General features: G+C 73.9%; 19 protein-coding genes and 1 pseudogene. 4 read left to right on the top strand and 16 right to left on the bottom strand.

All coding sequences use genetic code 11. The features are described 5' to 3' along the window. Nucleotides 1-38: 38 nt before the first annotated feature. The gene (locus tag ASF58_RS00565; protein WP_055946063.1) at nt 39-623 is read left to right on the top strand and encodes a histidine phosphatase family protein; all 585 of its coding nucleotides are present in this window, start codon (nt 39-41) and stop codon (nt 621-623) included. A 109-nt stretch (nt 624-732) separates the two neighbouring features. Here ASF58_RS00565 and ASF58_RS00560 read toward each other — a convergent pair whose 3' ends face one another. The 8 genes from ASF58_RS00560 to ASF58_RS00525 all read right to left on the bottom strand — a co-directional run bounded on the left by ASF58_RS00560 (nt 733) and on the right by ASF58_RS00525 (nt 9,828). After that, nucleotides 733-1,446, bottom strand: coding sequence for a hypothetical protein (locus ASF58_RS00560; RefSeq protein WP_055946060.1), 714 nt, complete (start codon nt 1,444-1,446; stop codon nt 733-735). A 91-nt stretch (nt 1,447-1,537) separates the two neighbouring features. After that, complete coding sequence (locus tag ASF58_RS00555) at nt 1,538-2,557, bottom strand: nickel transporter (RefSeq protein WP_055946057.1); 1,020 nt, start codon at nt 2,555-2,557, stop codon at nt 1,538-1,540. Beyond that, the gene (locus ASF58_RS00550) at nt 2,548-3,243 is read right to left on the bottom strand and encodes a DUF1007 family protein (protein ID WP_055946054.1); all 696 of its coding nucleotides are present in this window, start codon (nt 3,241-3,243) and stop codon (nt 2,548-2,550) included. The genes ASF58_RS00555 and ASF58_RS00550 overlap by 10 nt, the downstream gene beginning before the upstream one ends. Nucleotides 3,244-3,452: 209 nt before the next feature. Further along, entirely contained in the window at nt 3,453-3,878 is a 426-nt protein-coding gene (locus tag ASF58_RS00545; RefSeq protein ID WP_244477189.1) for a cytochrome c-type biogenesis protein, read from the bottom strand. 44 nt (nt 3,879-3,922) lie between these two features. Continuing rightward, nucleotides 3,923-5,923 (bottom strand): heme lyase CcmF/NrfE family subunit, encoded by a 2,001-nt coding sequence (locus tag ASF58_RS00540; protein ID WP_055946048.1) that lies wholly within the window; start codon nt 5,921-5,923, stop codon nt 3,923-3,925. Nucleotides 5,924-5,999: 76 nt separating this feature from the next. Next, on the bottom strand, nt 6,000-6,521 hold the full coding sequence (gene ccmE / locus ASF58_RS00535; RefSeq protein WP_055946045.1) for a cytochrome c maturation protein CcmE: 522 nt from the start codon (nt 6,519-6,521) through the stop codon (nt 6,000-6,002). A gap of 144 nt (nt 6,522-6,665) precedes the next feature. Then, complete coding sequence (gene ccmI / locus ASF58_RS00530; RefSeq protein ID WP_055946042.1) at nt 6,666-8,201, bottom strand: c-type cytochrome biogenesis protein CcmI; 1,536 nt, start codon at nt 8,199-8,201, stop codon at nt 6,666-6,668. 208 nt (nt 8,202-8,409) lie between these two features. Further along, a complete protein-coding gene (locus ASF58_RS00525; RefSeq protein ID WP_055946040.1) occupies nt 8,410-9,828 on the bottom strand; it encodes a sensor histidine kinase in 1,419 nt (472 codons plus the stop codon). Between the two features lie 285 nt (nt 9,829-10,113). On the opposite strand from ASF58_RS00525, the gene ASF58_RS00520 reads away from it, so the two are divergent. Next, nucleotides 10,114-10,353, top strand: a complete 240-nt coding sequence (locus ASF58_RS00520) for a type II toxin-antitoxin system VapB family antitoxin (protein WP_055946037.1) — start codon at nt 10,114-10,116, stop codon at nt 10,351-10,353. 62 nt (nt 10,354-10,415) lie between these two features. Further along, nucleotides 10,416-10,562: a type II toxin-antitoxin system VapC family toxin gene (locus tag ASF58_RS25510; protein ID WP_200930152.1), complete on the top strand. Its 147-nt coding sequence runs from the start codon at nt 10,416-10,418 to the stop codon at nt 10,560-10,562. Between the two features lie 2 nt (nt 10,563-10,564). On the opposite strand, the gene ASF58_RS00515 is transcribed toward ASF58_RS25510, so the two are convergent. The 6 genes from ASF58_RS00515 to ASF58_RS00490 all read right to left on the bottom strand — a co-directional run bounded on the left by ASF58_RS00515 (nt 10,565) and on the right by ASF58_RS00490 (nt 13,786). After that, nucleotides 10,565-11,242 carry a response regulator transcription factor gene (locus ASF58_RS00515; RefSeq protein WP_055946034.1) on the bottom strand — a complete coding sequence of 226 codons (678 nt, stop codon included), beginning with the start codon at nt 11,240-11,242 and terminating at the stop codon, nt 10,565-10,567. A 102-nt stretch (nt 11,243-11,344) separates the two neighbouring features. Continuing rightward, nucleotides 11,345-11,716, bottom strand: a complete 372-nt coding sequence (locus tag ASF58_RS00510; protein ID WP_055946030.1) for a PepSY domain-containing protein — start codon at nt 11,714-11,716, stop codon at nt 11,345-11,347. A gap of 100 nt (nt 11,717-11,816) precedes the next feature. Further along, nucleotides 11,817-12,026: a hypothetical protein gene (locus ASF58_RS00505; protein ID WP_055946027.1), complete on the bottom strand. Its 210-nt coding sequence runs from the start codon at nt 12,024-12,026 to the stop codon at nt 11,817-11,819. A 9-nt stretch (nt 12,027-12,035) separates the two neighbouring features. After that, the gene (locus ASF58_RS00500; protein WP_055946025.1) at nt 12,036-12,383 is read right to left on the bottom strand and encodes a hypothetical protein; all 348 of its coding nucleotides are present in this window, start codon (nt 12,381-12,383) and stop codon (nt 12,036-12,038) included. 48 nt (nt 12,384-12,431) lie between these two features. After that, nucleotides 12,432-12,968, bottom strand: coding sequence for a hypothetical protein (locus ASF58_RS00495; protein WP_055948498.1), 537 nt, complete (start codon nt 12,966-12,968; stop codon nt 12,432-12,434). Between the two features lie 50 nt (nt 12,969-13,018). Beyond that, entirely contained in the window at nt 13,019-13,786 is a 768-nt protein-coding gene (locus ASF58_RS00490; protein ID WP_082512742.1) for a lysozyme, read from the bottom strand. A gap of 87 nt (nt 13,787-13,873) precedes the next feature. Between ASF58_RS00490 and ASF58_RS00485 the strand changes: the two genes are divergently transcribed. Beyond that, nucleotides 13,874-14,095 (top strand): hypothetical protein, encoded by a 222-nt coding sequence (locus ASF58_RS00485; RefSeq protein ID WP_055946022.1) that lies wholly within the window; start codon nt 13,874-13,876, stop codon nt 14,093-14,095. 15 nt (nt 14,096-14,110) lie between these two features. Here ASF58_RS00485 and ASF58_RS26920 read toward each other — a convergent pair whose 3' ends face one another. Both ASF58_RS26920 and ASF58_RS00475 read right to left on the bottom strand, forming a co-directional pair. Further along, nucleotides 14,111-15,631 (bottom strand): DUF2793 domain-containing protein, encoded by a 1,521-nt coding sequence (locus tag ASF58_RS26920; protein WP_055946018.1) that lies wholly within the window; start codon nt 15,629-15,631, stop codon nt 14,111-14,113. A gap of 42 nt (nt 15,632-15,673) precedes the next feature. Continuing rightward, nucleotides 15,674-19,567: pseudogene (locus ASF58_RS00475) on the bottom strand (glycoside hydrolase/phage tail family protein). Between the last annotated feature and the right edge of the window lie 75 nt (nt 19,568-19,642).

The raw sequence follows: 19,642 nt of genomic DNA, 5'->3' as shown, positions 1-19,642 counted from the left end.
GGCACGCCGTTTTTCCATCCCAGCGAAACCGGACCCGTATGGCCCCCACCCGCATCGTCTGCGTCCGCCACGGCGAATCGACCTTCAACGCCGCCCACCGCCTGACTGGCCAGGACCCCGGCCACGTCGATGCCCGGCTGACCGAGCGGGGCCAGGGACAGGTCCGTGCGGCCCGGGCGGCCCTGCACGACATCCCCTTCGACCTCGTCGTGACCTCGCCCCTGACCCGGGCGATCCAGACCACCAAGGGCATCTTCAGCGACCATCCGAGCCGCCCGCGCATCCTGGTCGAGGTCCTGCACCGGGAGTGCCAGGAGAGCAGCTGCGATGTCGGCCGCGCCGCCTCGGTGCTGGCCGCCGAGTTCCCGGACGTCGCCGTCGACCACCTGCCGGAGATCTGGTGGCACGCCGAGGGCGAGCCCGACGCCCGCGGCGTCCATATCGAGCCGCGCCCCCTCTTCGATGCCCGCGTCCTCGGTTTCCGCGACTGGCTCGCGGCCCGGCCCGAGCGCAGCATCGCGGTGGTCGGCCACGGCACCTTCTTCTATCACCTGACGGGCGTCTGGCTCGACAACTGCCAGACCGTGACCTTCGACCCGATGGCGGCGCCCGTTCCGGTCTGAGCCGGGCTCTGGAGTCTGTCAGGGATCACTGGGAACCGGGTATCCCGAAACGACAAACCTCAAGACAGGACTTGAGGGTCTGTCTGGTTCAAGATGAGCCTGACAGACCCTAGACCGACCCCGACCGCGCGGCGTCCAGGCGCCGCTGCACCAGCGCCCGCTCGAGGGGCGCCGCCCGGCGGCCGATCTCCAGCGCCTCGTCGAGGATCGTCACCGCGCTCGCCCAGGTTTCCGTCACGAAGGGCGCGGCGCCCTCCGCGACCTCGGCCGCACAGCGCGCATCCGCGAAGGCCTTCCCGGCGGCGGTGGCGGCCCGGGCGACCGCCGCGGCACGGGCCCCTTGCGCCCAGGCTCCCCGCTGCGAGGCGTCCTGCGCTTGCGCACCGCCCTGCCAGGCGGCGGCCCGAGCGACGGCCTGGGCCCGCTCCGCATCCCCGGCCCCGTCGCAGGCGGCTGCGAGGGTGGGCAGGCCCGCCAGATCGAGGAGCGGCGGCAGAATTCGCCGGACGCTCGCCAGGGCGAGGAAGGCGACGCGCTCCGCTTCCACGGCCGGGGTGTCGGCCGAGCCGGAGAGGCGCAGCACGAAGGCCATCAGGCGCGGCCGCTCGGGATCGGGCATGCCGTCGTTCAGGCCGAGGGCGTAGGCGGCGAGCGGCGGCGAGAAGCAGGGCGGGCAATCGGCCGAGGCGCGGATCGCCCGGTAGGGCAGGCCGGCGGCCACGATCGCCGCCTCGTTGATGCAGGTGCCCCCATCCGGGCCGGGGAAGTCGTGCGAGCCGGCGAGCAGCCGCCAGTTCAGGATATGCTCGAAGCCTGCCGCCATGCCCGCGCTCTCTCCGTCTTCGCAGCGCGAGAGTGCCACGGCCTCGCGGGGTTGGCGAGGGACGGTCTGCGCGGGAAGGTTTGCGAAGGGTTCAGCCGCCGAGGTCGGCCGCGAGCCCGGCCAGCATGGCGAGGCCGAGCACCAGCACGAAGGCACCGGCGAGGAGTTCGAGCCCGCCGACCGCGAGCGCCCCGGCCTGTCCGCGTCCGCCCGCCAGGCGCAGGGCGAAGGCCTTGGCGAAGACCGCGAGGCTGGCCAGCGTGCCGGTGGTCAGCGCGGTGCCGAGGGCCATGGCCAGGGTCGCGGCGATGCCGGCGGCCAGCAGGCCCTGCGAGGCGGAGAAGACCAGGATCAGCACCGCCCCGGCGCAGGGGCGCGTGCCCGCGGCCAGCACGACGCCGGCGCGCTCGCGCCACGACTCGAGCCGGGCCAGGGCCGCGGCATCGTTCAGGTGGACGTGGCCGCAGCCGGGGGCGCAGGCCGGATCGGTGCGCCCTACCGAGTGCCCTGCCAAGCGGCCGGCCTTGCGCCAGGTCACGCTGAGGCCGAGGAGCGCCACGAGGGCGAAGCTCACCGTCTCGATCACCGTGCCGGCGCGGGTCATGCCCGCGGCGGTGGCGCCGAGCACCAGGGTCCCGACGCCCACGAGGGCGATGGCGACCAGGGCCTGGAGCAGCGCGGCGGCGAAGCTGAGACTGAAGCCGCGGGTGAGGGCCCGCTCGCCGGCGACGATGTAGCCGGCGATTACCGCTTTGCCGTGGCCCGGCCCGGCGGCGTGGAAGACGCCGTAGGCGAAGCCGAGGAGCATCATCGGGCCCCAGGCGCCCCCCGCCTTCAGGGATTGCACCGCGGTCTGGAGGCTGCGGGAGAAGCTCGCCTGCAGGGCGAGGATCCGGCCCCCGAGGCCGGTGGCGGACGGGGCGGCCTCGCGGAAACCGATCCCGAAGGGCGAGCGCGGCGGCGGCGCGGTCACGCTCGGGCTCACCAGCCAGGCGAGGCCGGCGACGATCAGGGTCGCGAGGGCGACGGCCACCAGGACGAGGAGGACCTGCCGGGCGAGGCGGGACCGCCCATCCGGGCGGGCGGTGTCGAGGGCGCTGCCTACGGACACGCGACGATGATCCGGTTGGCGAACTGGAGGCCGTAGTTCGAGGCCGAGGTCAGCGCCTCGAAGAACGCCTCCGACATGCCGGGCTTGGTCTCGCCGGGCTTGGTCTCGCCCGTCTTGGCGTCGGGCGTCTCGGTCTTGGGGCGGGTGAGGGTGGCGGCGCAGCCGGCCGGGGCTCCGGCGAGGCGGGCGGCATCCGCACCCTCCGCGAGGCTGAAGGCGACGAAGAAGGTCGGGTCGTAGACCTCCAGGGCCGTCACGCCGCGGCCCTGCGCCACCGGCGACTTCAAGGGCAGGAGGAAGCTCAGGGTCAGCTTGTCGCCCTCCATCGCCATGCGGGGCTCGACGGGATCGGTGAAGGCCTGCTCCTTGCCGCCGACCTTCATCTTCGTGAAGTAGGCGAATTCAGCGAGGTTGGCGGTGTTCTCGGCGGCGAGACCCGCGAGCTCGTCCGGCGTCAGCTTGCCGTCGTTGTTCTTGTCCAGCCCCTGGGTCACGAAGGCCGAGTACGAGGCATCGAAGGTCCAGGCGTGGCGGACACCGGTCACGCGGCCGCCCTCGCCATAGGCGATCTCGGCCTTGGTGGTCACCCAGACGTGGGGATGCGCCTGTGCGGGGAGCGCGGACAGGGCGGCCACGAGGGCGGCTCCGGCCAGGGCGGCGATGTGGGGAAGCGAGGCGATCGGCATGGCACGGGACGCTCGCGAGTCAGGGTAAAGACTTCGTAAAGCTGCGCCGGCTGCGGGATCCGTCGCCAGGGGCCTGTCTCGTGCCGCACTGGGGCGAAAGCGAGGCGCGGGCGCCGCGCGCCCGGTCCCCGTCCCAGATCCGCAGAGGCCGCGTCGCGGGGCGGACGAGATCGACGTCGACGGCCGGCGCGACTTCTCGCCGGCTTGGCTCAGTCCCGCCGGGTCAGGGCCGCGATCTCCGCCCGCTCCTCGGCGCTGAGGCTTGCGGCAGCCGCGGCGGGGCGGCGGCGGGACAGGCGCCAGAGGCCGAACAGGCCCAGACCGATCACCGCGACCGGGGTCAGCCACAGGAGCAGGGTGTGCAGGGCGAAGACGGGGCGCAGGAGCACGTACTCGCCGTAGCGCCCGACCACGTAGGCCTGCACCTGCCGGTCGTCGTCGCCGGCGGTCAGGCGCTCGCGCACGATGAGGCGCAGGTCCCGGGCGAGGGGCGCGTCGGAATCGTCGATGGACTGGTTCTGGCAGACGAGACAGCGCAGGCCGGACGAGATGTCCCGCGCCCGCGCTTCCAGGACCGGGTCCTTCAGCACCTCGTCCGGCTGCACCGCCTGGGCGCTGCCGGCGCCGGCCAGCATCAGCCCGAGCGCCAGGGCGAGGCGCGGCAGGCGCGCGACCCGGCTCATTCGGCGGGGGCCATGCCGGGCGGGACGGGCTTGGCCCGTGCCCGCGCCGGGGCGCCGACGCGCATGCGCCGGTCGGTGAGGGAGATCGCGCCGCCGAGGGCCATCACCACGGCGCCGAGCCAGATCAGCAGCACGAGGGGCTTGTAGTAGAGCCGCAGCCCGATGGCACCTTCCGGGAGGACTTCGCCGAGGCTGGCATAGACCTGGCTCGCACCGATGGTCAGCAGGCCGGATTCCGTCACCGTCATCTTGCGGCTCGGATAGAACCGCTTGCCGGTCTCCACCGTGCCGACGAAGTCGCCGCCGGCGTTGCGGATGGTCAGGAAGGCGGTGGTCTCGGCGTAGTTCTCGCCGGTGCGCGGGCCGACCCGGTCGAGGGTCGCCACGTAGGGGCCGGAGGCAAGGGACTCGCCGGGCTTGAGGGTCTTCAGCCCCTCGGTCGCCCAGCCCTGGGCGGCGATGCCCAGGACCACCACGCCGACGCCCGCATGGGCCATCGCCGTGCCCCAGGCGGAGCGCGGCAGGCCGGCGGCGCGGCGCCAGATCGCGGCACCCCGGGCGCGGTTGTTGCCGTAGCCGCGGGCGCGGGACACGATCTCCATGGCGGAGCCGATGACGAGGTAGGCGCCGAGGCCGATGCCCACGGGGGCCATCATCGGGCCGCCCCAGGTCAGGGCCGTCACGGCGAGGCCGACCACCAGCGCGGCGGCCAGGGCGGCGAACAGGCGCTGGGTCGCCGCGTGCACGTCGCCGCGCTTCCAGGCCAGGGTCTGGCCGAAGGGCACGATGAGCAGCAGCGGAATCGCCAGCGGCACGAAGGTGTAGTTGAAGAAGGGCGGGCCGACCGAGATCTTCTCGGCGGTCAGCATCTCCAGCAGCAGCGGGTAGAGGGTGCCGACGAAGACGGTGGCGCAGCCGGCGGCCAGGAACAGGTTGTTCATCACCAGCGCGCCCTCGCGGGAGATCGGCGCGAAGATGCCGCCCTGGCGCAGCATCGGCGCCCGCCAGGCGAACAGGGTGAGCGAGCCGCCGATGAACAGGATCAGGATCGCCAGGATGAAGACGCCGCGGGTCGGGTCGGTGGCGAAGGTATGGACCGAGGTCAGCACGCCCGAGCGCACGATGAAGGTGCCGAGCAGCGAGAGCGAGAAGGTGAGGATGGCCAGCAGCACCGTCCAGACCTTGAGGGCGTCGCGCTTCTCCATCACCACGGTGGAATGCAGGAGGGCGGTGCCGGCGAGCCAGGGCATCAGCGAGGCGTTCTCGACCGGATCCCAGAACCACCAGCCGCCCCAGCCGAGCTCGTAATAGGCCCAGTACGAGCCCATCGCGATGCCGAGCGTCAGGAAGCTCCAGGCGATCAGGGTCCAGGGCCGCACGGCCCGGGCCCAGACCGCGTCGATGCGGCCGTCGATCAGCGCCGCGATGGCGAAGGCGAAGGTGATCGAGAAGCCGACATAGCCGACATAGAGGAGCGGCGGGTGCACCGCGAGGCCGAAATCCTGGAGCAGCGGGTTGAGGTCGTTGCCCTCCGCCGGGGCCGGGCTCACCCGGGTGAACGGATTCGAGGTCGTGATGATGAACAGCACGAACACGAAGGTGATCAGGCCCTGCACCGCCAGGGTGTTCGCCCGCAGGGTCGGCGGCACGGACTCGCGCGACACCGCCACCAGCGCCCCGAACAGGGCGAGGATGAGGACCCAGAGCAGCATCGAGCCCTCGTGGTTCCCCCACACGCCGGAGATCTTGTAGAGGAAGGGCTTCGCCGTGTGGGAGTTCTCGATCACGTTGAGGACCGAGAAGTCCGACGTGACGTGGGCGTAGGTCAGCGCCCCGAACGCGAACAGGATGCAGGCGAAGGCGCCGAGGGCGGCGGGCGTCGCCACGGCCCGCAGGGCCTGGTCGCCCGAACGGGCAGCCCAGACCGGCATGACCGCCTGGACCAGGGAGAGGGCGAGCGCCAGGGCGAGCGCGAAATGGCCGACCTCGATCAGCAAGGCGGGGTGTCCTTCCAAGGGAGGATGTGCCGCGGGACGCGGGGCCGGAGGGAAACCGGCCGGGGCACGCGCGGCATCATCGCTCGCTGCGCTGACCGAGGGTCTTGTCGCCGGCGGCCGTTTTGGTCTCGGGGGCGGCCGCGGCGGGCTTGTCGACCATGCCCTTGCCCTCCTGCCACCGGCCCTGCGCCTTGAGGGCGTCGGCGACCTCGCGCGGCATGTAGGATTCGTCGTGCTTGGCCAGAACCGTGTCGGCCCGGAAGACGCCGCCCGGCAGCAGGGTGCCCTCGGCGACCACGCCCTGGCCCTCGCGGAACAGGTCTGGGAGCAGGCCACGGTACTGGACCGCAATGGTGGCGTTGGTGTCGGTCACCGCGAAGTCGACGGTCTGGTCCGGGCCACGCTGGAGCGAGCCGTCCTTCACCAGGCCGCCGAGGCGGAAGCGCGTGCCCGTGGCCACGGTCTGCGCGGCCACCTCGGTGGGCGAACGGAAGAACACGATCGACCCGCTCATGGCCGACAGGATCAGGCCGAGCGCCAGCGCCAGCACGGCGCCGCAGGCGGCGATCAGGATCAGGCGGCGGCTCTTGCGGGTCACGTGGGCAGGGTCCCGGTTGATGGCTCGGACGATGGGGCGGGGCGCGTCCCGCGCCGGGCCTCCGGGCGGGGTGTCTTGCAGCCTCCGGTGTCGGCCGGGGCGCCACCCGGGTCAAGGGCCGGGGCCGGGACCGATTGTCAGGGGCTAAGGTCTTGCCGCCGCATTGCCCGGCTTCGCGCTGGGCTGGAGGCTGAGCTCGCGCGACAATTCGCCGAGGCGCTCCATCGCCCCCGCGTCGGGGCTCAAGGCCATGCGGGCCCGATCGAGGGCCTGCAGGGCGCGCTCGCGTTCGCCGAGCACGCTGTAGGAGCGGATGAGGCGCAGCCAGTCGTCGACGCTGCCGCCCTTCGCGGCTAGGCGGCGATCGAGACCCGCGACCATGCCCCGGATGGCGGCGTCGCGCTCGGCCGCCGGCATCGCCTTCACGGCCGCGACGGCGGCCTCCGTGCCGGCTCGGGCGGCCTCGTCGGAGGCGGTCCCGGTCTGCGTGGAAGAGGCGGACGGCGCGGGCGTGGCCGCGGCCGGATCCGTGGAAGCCCCGGCCAGACCGGCTTCGGCGGCGATCGCGTCGAGGCGGGTCTTCGCCTCGGGATCGTCGCCGAGCGCCTTGCGCGCCCGCTCCAGGGCGTCCTTCGCCTTGTCGCGTTCCTGAAGCACCCCGTAGGAGCGCACCAGGCGGAGCCAGTCCTCCAGGCTTCCGCCCCGGTCGGCCAGGCGCTTGTCGAGGCTGTCGACCATGGCCCGGATGGCGCCGTCGCGGCTCGCCGGGGGCAGGGCCTGGAGGGCGGCCGCGGCGCCGGGCTCGGGCGGCTTCATCTGGCCGGGCGCGGCCTCGCCCTTCAGGCGCGCCAGGTTCTCGCGCACCAGGGGCAGCCAGGGCGCGTCGGCCGGCGCCGCGTCGGCCATGGCCTGGAGACGCTGGACCGCCTGGGGAATGTCGCCGTCGAGTTCGGCCGCCCGCGCCAGGTAGAATTTCGGCTTGGCGACCTGCCCGTCGATCTCGACCGCGCGCTGGAAGATGGCCTTGGCCTGGGGCGTGACGGCACCGTTGGCCGCCGCCACCAGGGCCTCGCCCCAGTCGGACAGGCGCTGCGCGCTCTCGCCGAGGATGCGGGTGGCGGCCTCGTAGGCATGGGCGGCGTCGTCGAAGCGGCCCATGCGCATGTAGACGGGGGCGAGCACGGACCAGCCACGACCGTCGCTGGGGTCGGCCGCGAGCCGCGCCTCGATCTGGCCGATGGCTTTGAGCAGGTCCTGGTCGCCGTTCTGGGCCGCTGCCCGCTCGGCCTGGCCCTGGGAGGGCATGTGGGGCGATCCGTAGAGGCCGTAGGCGATGAGCGCGACCAGGGGGATCGTCGAGAGCGCGAAGGCCGAGGCCGCCCGGCGCTGGCGCAGGGCCGGCTCGGCGATGTCCTGGGCGGCAGGGACGCCGGCGCGGTTGGCACGCAGAAGCCGCCGGGCCGCCTCGGTGCGCGCGGCCTCCGCCTCCGGGGCCGCGATCAGGCCGCGGGCCTCGTCCCGCTCGATCTCGCGCAGCTGGTCCTCGTAGAAGCCCGTCTCGGTGGCGAGGCCACCGCCCTCCGGCGGAGCGGCGGGATTGGCCCGGCGCGACATCGGCCAGAGCAGGGCGAACACCGCCGCGCCGGTCATGAACGCCAGTATGAACCAAAGTGCCGTCATCACGCCCCGAACGCTGCCCCGCTTGCATGTAGACGCGGGCTCCCGCCGGCACGATGCGAGCCTCGGGCGACACGGTGTCACGCGCAGCACTTCGGGGGGAGGGCGCAACCCTAGAGCATGACGGCGGGCGGGGAAACCGGGCGCCGCGATCCCGGCCGGCGATCGGCCGCCCTCATGCCGGCGCGCGACCGTCGGCGGGCCCGCGGGCTCAGTGCGGGGCTACGCCGGCCGGTGCATCGCCCGGCACCTCGATCACCGCCCGCAGGCCGCCCAGCGTCGCCTCCTCCAGGCGGAAGCGGCCGCGATAGAGCGCCGCGAGGTCGGCCACGATGGAGAGGCCGAGCCCGGAGCCGGGCTTGGTCTCGTCGAGGCGGCGGCCGCGGCCGAGCACGTCCGCCCGGTCCTCCGGGGCGAGGCCCGGTCCGTCATCCTCGATCGCCACGAGAAGGTGGGGATAATCGTTCTTGCCCACCGCCTCGGCGCGGATCGCCACGCGGCCGTGGGCCCATTTCGAGGCGTTGTCGACGAGGTTGCCGATCATCTCCTCGAAGTCCTGGCGCTCGCCCCGGAACCGCAGGCCGGCGGGCACGTGGACCTCGTAGGCGATGTCCTTGTCGCGGTAGATCTTGCCGAAGGTGCGCACGAGGCCGGCGAGCGCCGGCTCGACCTCCGTCGAGGTGCCGAGGGTGCCGGCGAGCGCCGCGGCCCGGGCGCGGTCGAGGTGGTAGTTCACCTGGTCGCGCATCACCGCGGCCTGCTCGCGGATCTTGGCGGCGAGTTCCCCGGGCGCATCGGCGGCGCCGACCTCGTTGACGATGATCGAGAGCGGCGTCTTCAGGGCATGCGCGAGGTTTCCGACCTGGGTCCGCGCCCGCTCCAGGATCTCCCGGTTGGTCTCGATCAGCAGGTTCACCTCGCCCGCCAGGGGGGCGATGTCGCGCGGATACTCGCCGGTGATGCGGTCCGATTCACCCCGCCGGATGGCGCCGAGCGCCGTGCGCAGCTTGGCGAGCGGCGCGAGGCCGAAGCGGATCTGCAGCAGGGTCGTCAGGGCGAGCGACAGGCCGAGGAGCCCGAAGGTGACTATCAGCGAGAAGCGGAAGCGGTCGACGTCGTTCTCGATCTCGTCGGCGGGGCCGGCGACCCGCACGGTGTAGCGGCCCTCCTCGCCGAGATCGACGTCGCGCTCGATGATGCGCAGGCGGCGCTCGTCCTGGGCCCGGCCGTAGCCCTGGCGGATCTGGCCGATGCCCGCCTTGGTGTCGGGGGTGCCGGCCGCCTTCAGGGGCACGCCCACCAGGGAGCGCGAGGTGCGCAGGTCGCGCGGCTTCGCGTCGGGCCGGCCGATCTGCCAGTACCAGCCCGACAGGGGCAGGTCGAAGCGCGGATCGCTCAGGGTGAAAGAGCGGCTCTCCGGGTCGTTGGGCGAGACGAGGTCGGTGGCGAGGTTGTTGGCGTAGACCAGCAGGCGGCTGTCGAAGGCCCGCTCGGTGTTCTCGCGGTACAGGGTCGTGAGGATCCAGGCGGCGATCAGCAGGATCGCCGAGCTCGCCAGCAGGGCCGAGGTGGCGAGGCGCACCGCGATCGAGCGGCGGCGCATCGGGAGCCAGGAGGGGGAGGGGATCATGCGGCGTCCGTCGTCGATGTGTGATCTTTGCGCAATGCCCCCGGCCGCGCGACGGATCGATGGAGACAGGGTGGCGACGTTCCGTTCACATCGGGGGCCGTCTCGCGTGTGCGGATGCCGACGCGCCTGGCGAATGCGTTGCGCCAGACGTCTCGAAAGGCGCTTTGCGAGTGGCTTTTCAAGAGGCTTCGCAAAGGGCTTCGCGAGAGACTTCGCAAGCCGGCTCGGATGGCCGTCCGTGATCCCAGGATCGCAGAATGCGCGGAGAGGGGCGAAGACTCGACCATGGCACTCCACATCCGCGCCCCCGAAGCCGATCGGCTCGTGCGCATGCGCGCCGAGCGAAAGGGCACTGCTCTCACCGACGCCCTCAAGCTTGCCGTCGGCAACGCATTGCGACGCGATGCCGAGACGCTCAGCCTGCGTGAGCGGATTCGGCCGATACAGGCGCGTATCGCTTCCTATCCACTGACCGGCCTCGAAGCCGACCAGGCTGTCTACGACGAAATCAGCGGTGATGCCTGATGTTTGTCGACGCCTCGGCCCCGGTGGCGATCCCCCCCAGAGGCAGGTAGGCGATCGCGGCCTTGGCCCAGTATGGCAAGGGAACGGGGCACCCGGCCCAACTCAACATGGGCGATTGCTTCGCCGACGCGATGGCCAAGATCCATACCGCCCCCTTGCACTTCAACGGCGACGGCTTCGCGCGGACCGACCTCGCCGGAGCCTGCTGAGATCACACCCGCGGCGCGGGCTGGTTGGGATCGACGAGGTAGCCGAGGCCCCGCACGGTCTGGATCAGATCGACGGCGAGCTTCTTGCGCAGGCGGCCGACGAAGACCTCGATGGTGTTGGAATCGCGGTCGAAATCCTGGTCGTAGAGGTGTTCCGTCAGCTCGGCCCGCGAGACCACCCGGCCGGTATGATGCATCAGGTAGGAGAGCAGCCGGTACTCGTGGCTGGTCAGCTTGACCGGGTTGCCATCCACGAAGACGCGGCCGGAGCGGGTGTCGAGCACCACGGGCCCGCAGGCGATCTGGCTGGTGGCGTGCCCGGCCGCGCGCCGCAGCAGGGCGCGCACGCGGGCCATCAACTCCTCCATGTGGAAGGGCTTGGTGACGTAGTCGTCGGCCCCCGCATCGAAGCCGTCGACCTTGTCCGACCAGCGGTCCCGGGCGGTGAGGATGATGACCGGGGTCTTGATGCCGGCCCGGCGCCACTTCTGCAGCACGCTGACGCCGTCGGTCTTGGGCAGGCCCATGTCGAGGATGATCGCGTCGTAGGGCTCGTTCTCGCCGAGATAGCCGCCCTCCTCGCCGTCGAAGGCCTTGTCGGCGACGTAGCCGGCCTCCTCGAGGGCGTTCACCACCTGCCGGTTGATGTCCCGGTCATCCTCCACGACGAGCAACCGCACGGTCCCGAACTCCTACGATGATGGCCTGGACCCGCGGGTCGGCGCGGCCCGCACGTTAGACGTCTCCGCGCCGGCGCGAAACGGCTTCCGGTCGAAAGCCCTTCACGGACCGCTGACCTGCCCGGTGGTGGCGTCGACGACGACGTGGACGAACTGGCCGTCCCGGCGCAGGGCGGTGAGCAGGTAGACGAGGGTCTCGTCGTTCCGGCACAGGCGCGCCCGCTGGATCTCGGCCCGGGGGATCACCTGGCGGGCGGCGCGGATGGCCGCCACCGGGGCGATCACCCGCTTGTCCGCCACCGCCTCGCGCAGGTCCGCCGGGCTGAGGCAGGTCTCGCTGCGCGGGATGGCGGCCAGCGGCGCGACGATCGCCCCGGTCCCCGCCGTCGTCTCCTCCGCGAACGTGTCGATGGAGCCCGTCGCGAAGCCCGCGACGGTCAGTCCGATCAACACCAGGGCGAGGAGGATGCGCATGGGACGATGTCTAGGGAGGATGCACTGAATGTGCCCTGAATGCGGAGCCAAGCCCAACCTCGGCCATTCGGTTCCCGCCGGTCTCCCGGGGGCGGGCGGGTCAGGCCGGCCCGGGGCCCTGGGCGGCGAGCCGCGCGAGGGTCGCCCGCAGCGTCGCTCCGACCAGGGCCTGGCCGTCGATATGCGCCAGGGCCGCCCGTCGCAGGGCCAGGGACGAGCGGTCGAACCCCGCCCGGGCGGCGTGCAGGCGCAGGGCCGCCACCCGGCGGCGGTCGCGGCGACGGTTCAGCAGGAAGGCGAGGCGATCCATGGCGTGTCCTCAGGGGCGTGGCCGGGTTTCGGTGAGCCGGCGCAGGATGTCGTCCAGCTTCTCCCGCGCGCGCTCGTCGTTGCGCTCGACGCTGCGGGCGAGTTCGGCGATGACGCGCGCGAGGTCGTCCAGCACCCGGGTCCGGCTCTCCAGGGCGGCCGCCACGGCCGCATGGCTCTGCGAGGCCCGCTCGAGGGCGGTCGCGGTGGCGCCGGTGTCCCCGAGGCGCGCCTCCTGGGCGCGCATCGATTCCCGGTGGAGATGGAAGCAGGCGAGGCCGAGGAGGACGGCGACGATCCATCCCGCGCCTTCCTGTGAGACGAGCAGGTGCGCGGCTTCCAGGGCGATCTTCTGCAAGGCCCCCTCCCTCGTGAGACTCCCCCCGCCCGCGAAGGCACCGGTCGGTCAGGCCGGCCGGGGCATCCGCGCCGCCCGGAGCGCGGGCACCAGCGTGTTGGCGACCGTCGCCTCCGCCGCCAGGGGGAGGCTGCGAAACACCTTCTCGCCGAGGCCGTCCACGCCGCCCGCGGCCTGGATCAGCCAGCCCGGCGCCGCGTCGAGGCCGCGCTGCACGGCCCCTGCGATCACCAGCGATCCCACCGGGACCGTCAGCGTGCGGCCCTGCGCCGCCCCCGCCACCGCGTTGACCGCGTAGGCGCCGGCATTGCGCACCAGATGCTCCACCAGACTGGCGGTGATCAGCACCCGCAGGGGACCGGCGATCCGCGCCAGGGCCGCCATCAGGGCGGTGACCGCGAGGGGGACCACCACGCTGCCGATGCCCTGGATGGCCGCCGCGAGGGCATCGCCCCAGGGGACGGTGACGGCGGCGGTCGGCGATGCGGCCGACGCGGCGGAGGGCGCCGCGAGGGCGAGGGCGAGGGCGAGACTCGCGGTGGCGAAGGGGCGGGCGCGCAGGGTGACGGGGACGTATCGAAACATCGCGGACTCCATCGGTGGGGACATCGAAGCGAGGGCGGGGAGACCGGCCCTCAGGGGCCGCCGCGCAGGCGGTTGCGGAGGTTGGCCCACAGGCGAGCCAGGGTGACGGGCCGCCCAGGTGCCGGATCGGGCGCCGGATCGGGGCCGCGGCTCGGTAGCGGCGGGACGCGCGGCACGGTTCGGCGCGGCGCGGGCAGGGGTGGGTGCGGGGACGGGGCAAAAGACGCGGCAAGAGGCGCGGCAAGAGGCGTGGCAAGAGACGCGGGAACGGACGCAGGAAGGGGCGCAGGAAGGGACGGCGCCAGGGGACTCGGCGCGGGAACCGGCGCCGTGTCGCTCCGGCGTGCCCGCGGCAGGGCGCGGTCGTAGGGCGTCACGAACTGGTCGTGCTCGGCGCCGCGCCGCGGGATCAGCGCGGCCGGGCGGTTCCACAGCAGGATCGCAGCGGCGGCGCCGTCGCGGTCGCCGGCCTTCAGGTGCCGGACGACGGTGGAGCGCGCGAAGGCCGACGGGCCGATGTTGAAGCAGAGCGAGACCAGGGCGTCGAAGGCGTGGTCGGGCAAGGCGTCGGGCAAGGGGTCGGGCAAGGCGTCTCGGACGACGTCGTCCACCGCCCGGACGTAGCGGGCGACGTCGCGCCGGAAGAGGGCGTCGCAGGCCGCCTCGCTCAGGCGCAGGCCGGGCGTCACCAGGGGCGGCCCGGCCGCCGCGGTGTGGCCGATGCCGATGGTCCAGATCCCGACGCTGTCGCGATAGGCCGTGAGTCGGCGCCCCTCCCGCGCGATGAGCACGGCTTCGCCGATGGCACTGAGGTTCATGCCCTGTCTCCGGTTGATTGATTGATGACTAGACTTGCGCGATAACTGGCGCGCTACTTGGACAGGCGGTGGAATCGGGAAGCGGACATGCTGCGAAAGCTCATCTCGGCAGCTTTGCGACGCGAGGCCGAAACCGGCGACATTGCCCGGGAACAGCCGACGCAGCCGCCCGATCCGGCCTTTCCGCCCGATCTGGCCTTCCCACCCATGCGGCCCGTCACGCCGCCCGCCGCCCAGAACGACAACCCGCTGGCCGCCCTGTGCGCGGCGGTCGAGGCCGACCTGCGGGCGGCGGGATACCTGCGCTGACCGCGACCACGCGGATCAGGGACCGGCGGCCGCCTCCAGGGCGGTGAGCCGGGCCTCGAGGCCGCGGGCGAGGAACAGCAGCAGCTGGTCGGTGCGGAAGCCGTAGCGCTCGCCGGCCTCGCGTCCGGGGTACGCCGCCCGCGCCGGGACGGCCGGCGCGATCGTGGTGCCGTCCGCGTCGCGCACGGCCTCCGTGCCCGCGACGGCCTCCTGCGGGGCGACCGCCGGCCAGGCATCGCGGCAGACGAAGCCGTAGGCGAAGGGATCGAGACCCTCGGCCTCCAGGATCGCGACGGCGCGCTGGACGGTGAGGCCGACGTGGCGCCGGGCCCCATCCCCCTTCCGCGCCACGGCGTCATGGAACCGGAAGGTGCCGATCTCCCGGGCCAGGCTGCGGGCGGCGGCGATCTCGGCCTGCGAGAGGGCAGCGACCGGCGTCTTCTCGCGGGCGTCGGAGGTGCTGATCGCCCCGGTTCCGGCGTAGAGCACCGAGGCGCGCAGCGCCGGCGTGCCGAGGCTCCAGCTGTTGTCGGCGGTGTGGGCGATGATGCCCGCCACCCCGAGCCGCGTCGTCGCGGGAGTGCTGGTGCCGAGGCCGAGATTGCCGTCCGGTCCGAAGCGCGCCGCCTCGCGCAGGGCGCCGGCGCGGGTGCCGTCCGCCGGCTTGACGAAGACCGCGAGGCCCCCCGGGAAGCCGCCCGACGTTCCGCCCGTTCCGGCGAGGCCGGCAACGGTCCAGGACAGGCCCCCGCTCGACGCCTGCATGGTCAGGCCGCCGGCCAATCGGCTGCCGTCGGGAGCGGCTGCCGTGGCGAGGTCCTGGGTCAGGCGGAGGGCCGGCGCCCCGAGGAGGGTGGCGGGGAGCGGCCCGGCGAGGTCGACCCGGCCCGTCGCCCGGTCGACCCGCAGCGCCTCCCGGAACCCGCCGGTGTCGGGCGCGACCTTGATCGTGAGATCGTCGTTGCCCGACAGCCCGATCTCGGCCCGTCCCGTGAAGGCGCTCTGGAACAGCAGGGAGAGCACGTTGCCGGGCGCCTCCTTGTTGAGGGTGTAGCGCAGGTCGCCGGTTCCCCCTTCGGCCGTCGTCAGGGCGGTCCAGAGGGCGGTGTTGAGCTTGGCCGCGAAGGGGTTGGCGGCGTCGGCCGTGGTGCCGATGCCGAGGCGGGTCAGGGTCTGGAGCTGCCGGAGGGTGCTGCGGAACCCGACCCATCCGGCCGCCGTGAAGACGTAGAGTTCGTCCGCGTCGAGGATCCAGGCGAGCCAGCCCGGTTTCGGCGCGAGGCCCCGCCAGCGCCCGTCCTGGAACTGGGCGATCTGGCCGGACAGGCCGGTCCAGGCCCCGGTCGGACCGGCGCTCAGAACGAGGTAGCGGTCGCCCTCGGCGGGGCTGGCCGGCGGGGCGCCGAGGTCCTTGCCGCGGCAGGCGAGCTGCACGAGGGCGTCGAGCTGGATCAGGGCCTCGTTGTGGGTGACGTGCTTCTGGGCCTGGCCGGCCGCGATCAGCGGCAGCGCCAAGGTCGGGGTGGTCTCGGGCATCGTCCGGCTCCGGGCTTCTCGGGACTGGGGGGAATCGCGGGATCAGGCGGGCTCCACCGGCACCTGCGCCCGGGTCTCGGGGCCGGGCCCGGCCGCCGCGCCGACCTGCGCCACCGCCACGTCGAGGCGACTCTGGGGTGCGCCGAAATCCGCCGCCTCGTCCGCCGTTGCGTAGAGGAGGTCCGCGCGGTCTGCGGTCAGGGTCCGGAGGAGCCGGCCCTCGGCGGCGTAGACCGTGACCCGGTAGGCCTCGGGCTCCTCCAGCGGGACCTCGACGGCGTCCCAGGAATCGCCGTCGCGCCGGGCCCGACGGATCCAGGCGAGGCGCACGCCCCCCGGCGCCCGCCGCGCCCGGAGGTGGACGGGGCGCAAGGGGTGGAGGGCGGTGAGGCCCGCCGTGGCGCGCAGCGCGACGGTGGCCGGATCGGCCGGATCGCGCGCCGCCGGGCCGATGCGGTAGCGGAAGGGACGGCCGGCCTCGTCGAGGCGCTCGACCAGGGGCACCACCGCCCCGTCGAGGCGCACGATCAGGCTGCCGGCCGGGGCCGCGCGCCCCGCCTGCGCCTCGCTGCCGGCAAGCCCGCGCAGGAGCCCGGTGAGCCGGTAGGTGTCCGGTCCCACCAGCGTGGCGCCGGCGGCCGCGATCAGCTCGATCGCCCCGTCCCCGGCGCTGCGCACCGCGAACAGGTTGCCGCCCGCCAGGGCCGCCGCCTCGCCGATGGCCTCGAGGTCCCCGGCATGGCGCAGGCGGACCGTGAGGGCCGTGACCCGGTCGAAGCGCCAGAGCGGGCCGGGCGGCAGCATCGCCAGGGTCTCGCCGAGGCAGGCGGGGTGGTCGACGAAGGCCTGCGGCACCAGCGGGGCGTCCTCGCCCTCCGCCCGCCAGATCGCCATCGGCCCGGGCCAGGGGTCGGCCGTCACCGCCAGCGCCTGCAGGGCGGTCGGGGTGCCGCGGTCGGCCGGCAGGTCGAGGGCGACCGCGAAGGGCGGCCCGGCCAGGGCCGGCACCGCCCGGCGCGGGCGCGATCCGGCCGGTTCGCCCGCGCGCGGCGCCCGGCCCTGGAGGGGGACGCCCCGCGTCTCGATCGTGCGTCCGCGCGGACTGTCGGCGATGCGCAGGATCCGGTGCGGCAGGCGCTCCCCCGGCAGGGCCAGGAGGTCGCCCGGCGCCAGGTCGATCCGGCGCGGGCTCAGGGTGAAGCGCGCGGTGTCGCGGGCCGCGAGGGCGGCGTCGAGGGCGGCCTCCGCCAGGGCTTCGGCACAGGCGCGCCGGGTCACCACGGCGGCCTCCATCCGGGTCTCGCGCCGGCGCCGGCCGGTCGGCCGGGTCGCGGCGGCGCTCGCCCGGCGGTACTCGGCGGTCTCGCCGTCGGTGAAGCCGATCGCCAGGGAGCGCGGCAGCTCCGCCTCCTCGGCCCGGACCCGGGCCAGGGGCGCCTCCGCGTCGCGCAAGACCACGAGGTCGTCCGTCGCGAGGGGCAGCGGCACGGCCCGGCGCGGACCGCGCACGATCAGCGTGCCGGCCGCGGCGGAGACGTCGAGGCCGTAGAGCTGCGCCAGGGGCTCCAGGGCCGCCCGGGCCGACATCGGCCGGTCGATGACGTAGCCGTCGAGGGTCGCGTCGGCGGTGATGGCGGCCGGCACGGTGATCCCGAGATCGGCCAGGATCGCGGCGACGAGCCGGTCGAGCTCCAGCCCCTCGATCCGACCGCCGATCCAGTGTCCCACCGGCCAGTTGCCGGCATCGGCCCAAACGGTGTCGAAGTCGGGAAAGGCCGGGTAGGGCCGGGCGTCCCAGCACCAGACGAAGATCCCGTCCGCCGGCACCATCGGCCCGCCATAGACCGGCGAGACCGGGTTGTGGGCGGCCTCGAAGCCGGGCAGGCCGGCGTCGAACCGCCCCAGGATCGCCGCGAGGCCGCGGGCCTGGATCAGGTCGTCGCGGCTGCCGCGCGAGGCGGGCGGGCGGGCGTTCTCGGCGGATTTCGGGTCGGGGAAGACGTTGGGGCCGTTGGTGCCCTTGTCCACCGCCGGCACTCCGATCTCGGTGAGCCAGATCGGCTTTCCCCGCGGCACCCAGGCCGTCGCGCCGGTCTCGAGACCATCGTCCCGCTCGACGTGCGGGTTCGCCCACCAGCCCACGAGGTCCTTGGCCCGGAAGATCCAGGGCTTGGCGAAGCGCCCGTCGGTGATCGGGGTGCGGACCTGCGCCGCCCGGTCGGCCTCGCCGGCATAGGACCAGTCGAAGGCCTCGCCGGCCCCGAGCCGGCCCTTGAGGTAGGCCGGGTCGTAGATCGAATCGGCGAGCGCCAGGTCGGCATGGGCGTCCCCGTCGCGCCAGTCGGTCAGGGGCGGGTAGTAGTCGATCCCCACCGCGTCGATGGCCGGGTCCGCGAACAGCGCGTCGAGGGGGAAGCGGACTGTGGCACCGCCGTCGCGCACGTCGGCGCCGTATTCCGTCCAGTCGGCGGCGTAGACGAGCTTGACGTCCGGGCCGAGGCGCTGGCGCAGGGCCGTCGCCAGGCTGCGGAAGCCCTCCACGGCGGGGTAGCGGCCCGCCTCCGCCCGCACCCGGGTGAGGCCGACGAACTCGCTGCCGAGGATGAAGCCGGCGAGCGGATTCCCCGCCGCGGCCCAGGCGGCCGCCAGGGTCGCGTAATGCAGCACGAACGGACGATACTGCGCGAGGAAGGCCGCCACCTGCGCGCCGGCCGCGGCGCTGCCGTCCGGGCTCGCCGGCTGCCCGGGGGCGGGGTCGCAGGTGATGCGCCCGCGCCAGGGATAGGCCGGCTGGCCGGCGGCGGCCGGGTCGCGCGGGTCCGGCCGGGCGTTGCCCGCCGGCACGTCCATCATCACGAAGGGGTAGAGCACCACCGCGAGGCCGCGCTGGTGCAGGTCGGCCACCAGGCGGGTCAGGCCCGCATCCGAGGGCGTCCCGCCATAGGCCGGGCCGCCCCCGGGGCCGGTCGAGACGGGCGCCACCTAGTCGCGGCGCAGGCCCGCCACCGACCAGACGTCGCCGCTCGTCACCTTGGCGGCGTTGTCCACCCGGGGCGCGAGGGTGCAGCGCCCGGCGCGCAGGTCGTCCCCGAACCAGCTCGTCACCACGGAGACGCGGGCCAGCCGCGGGCAGAGCGCCTGGAGCGCGTCGAGGGAGGCGGTCACGTCGGTGCCCGCCTGCAGCTGGAACCGGTTGGCCGGGCGGGTCGTGCCGTAGCCCGCCTCCTCGGTGACGCGCAGCGGGTCGAGGCCGAACTCGGTGGAGCCAGGGATGAGGCAGACCGCCCGGATCATCCCGGCGAGGCCCGCCACGGGGCGCAGCACCTCGAAGGCGAATTGCGGGATCCGGTTGCCGAACGCGGCGAGCGCCAGGCGCTCGAACACCACGTAGGCGAGGCCACGATAGGCGGGCGCGTTCGCCGCTCCCTCCTTGGCGACGATGAGCGGGTCCGGCGCCTGGTCCGCGTCGCCGACATGCAGGCGGAGGGTGACCATGGTCAGGTCGAGCTCGCGCCCGTCCGCCCAGACCCGCCGGATGCCCGCCACCGGGCCCTCGCACAGACCGATGGCGAGATCGACGAAGTAGGCGTAGCTCGTCCGCTTGACCTTGCCGCCGCCGATGCCCTTGCCGCCGGCCGCGCTGGCGGCGGCGGTGCTCGCCACCTCCAGGGGCCGGGTCGCCCAGATCAGGGTGCCGCCGATGCGGGCCCGGCCGTAGACCCGCGGGATGGGATCGCCCTCGCCGGAGCTGAGCCCCGCCACGTCGGAGAGGCGCGGCCCCTCGACCGTGCGCCCGCCCGCCAGCCCTCCGAACAGGGCGGCGTCGATGCCGGAGCCCGCCGCCGCCCCGAGGGCGCTGCCGATGATCCCGCCGATCGGGCCCCCCAGCGCCGTACCGGCCGCCGCCCCGGCGGTTTGCAGGATCAGCGTGGCCATGGCGGGCTCCGATAGCGGGGCGAGGGCTGAGACGTCGGGGCGATGTCACCCTTGCGACGATATAGCTTTATGCTA

It is taken from the genome of Methylobacterium sp. Leaf125, assembly GCF_001423085.1.
In the GTDB taxonomy this organism is placed as follows: Bacteria; Pseudomonadota; Alphaproteobacteria; order Rhizobiales; family Beijerinckiaceae; genus Methylobacterium.
This window is presented reverse-complemented; position numbering and strand designations above follow the sequence as displayed.

Excerpts from the sequence above, each read along its gene's own strand:
- ASF58_RS00565 (WP_055946063.1), top strand. The coding sequence starts at position 39 with ATGGCCCCCACCCGCATCGTCTGCGTCCGCCACGGCGAATCGACCTTC.
- ASF58_RS00560 (WP_055946060.1), bottom strand. The coding sequence starts at position 1,446 with ATGGCGGCAGGCTTCGAGCATATCCTGAACTGGCGGCTGCTCGCCGGC.
- ASF58_RS00550 (WP_055946054.1), bottom strand. The coding sequence starts at position 3,243 with ATGCCGATCGCCTCGCTTCCCCACATCGCCGCCCTGGCCGGAGCCGCC.
- ASF58_RS00545 (WP_244477189.1), bottom strand. The coding sequence starts at position 3,878 with ATGCTGGCCGGCGCCGGCAGCGCCCAGGCGGTGCAGCCGGACGAGGTG.
- ccmI (WP_055946042.1), bottom strand. The coding sequence starts at position 8,201 with ATGACGGCACTTTGGTTCATACTGGCGTTCATGACCGGCGCGGCGGTG.
- ASF58_RS00525 (WP_055946040.1), bottom strand. The coding sequence starts at position 9,828 with ATGATCCCCTCCCCCTCCTGGCTCCCGATGCGCCGCCGCTCGATCGCG.
- ASF58_RS00520 (WP_055946037.1), top strand. The coding sequence starts at position 10,114 with ATGGCACTCCACATCCGCGCCCCCGAAGCCGATCGGCTCGTGCGCATG.
- ASF58_RS00510 (WP_055946030.1), bottom strand. The coding sequence starts at position 11,716 with ATGCGCATCCTCCTCGCCCTGGTGTTGATCGGACTGACCGTCGCGGGC.
- ASF58_RS00505 (WP_055946027.1), bottom strand. The coding sequence starts at position 12,026 with ATGGATCGCCTCGCCTTCCTGCTGAACCGTCGCCGCGACCGCCGCCGG.
- ASF58_RS00495 (WP_055948498.1), bottom strand. The coding sequence starts at position 12,968 with ATGTTTCGATACGTCCCCGTCACCCTGCGCGCCCGCCCCTTCGCCACC.
- ASF58_RS00490 (WP_082512742.1), bottom strand. The coding sequence starts at position 13,786 with ATGAACCTCAGTGCCATCGGCGAAGCCGTGCTCATCGCGCGGGAGGGG.
- ASF58_RS00485 (WP_055946022.1), top strand. The coding sequence starts at position 13,874 with ATGCTGCGAAAGCTCATCTCGGCAGCTTTGCGACGCGAGGCCGAAACC.
- ASF58_RS26920 (WP_055946018.1), bottom strand. The coding sequence starts at position 15,631 with ATGCCCGAGACCACCCCGACCTTGGCGCTGCCGCTGATCGCGGCCGGC.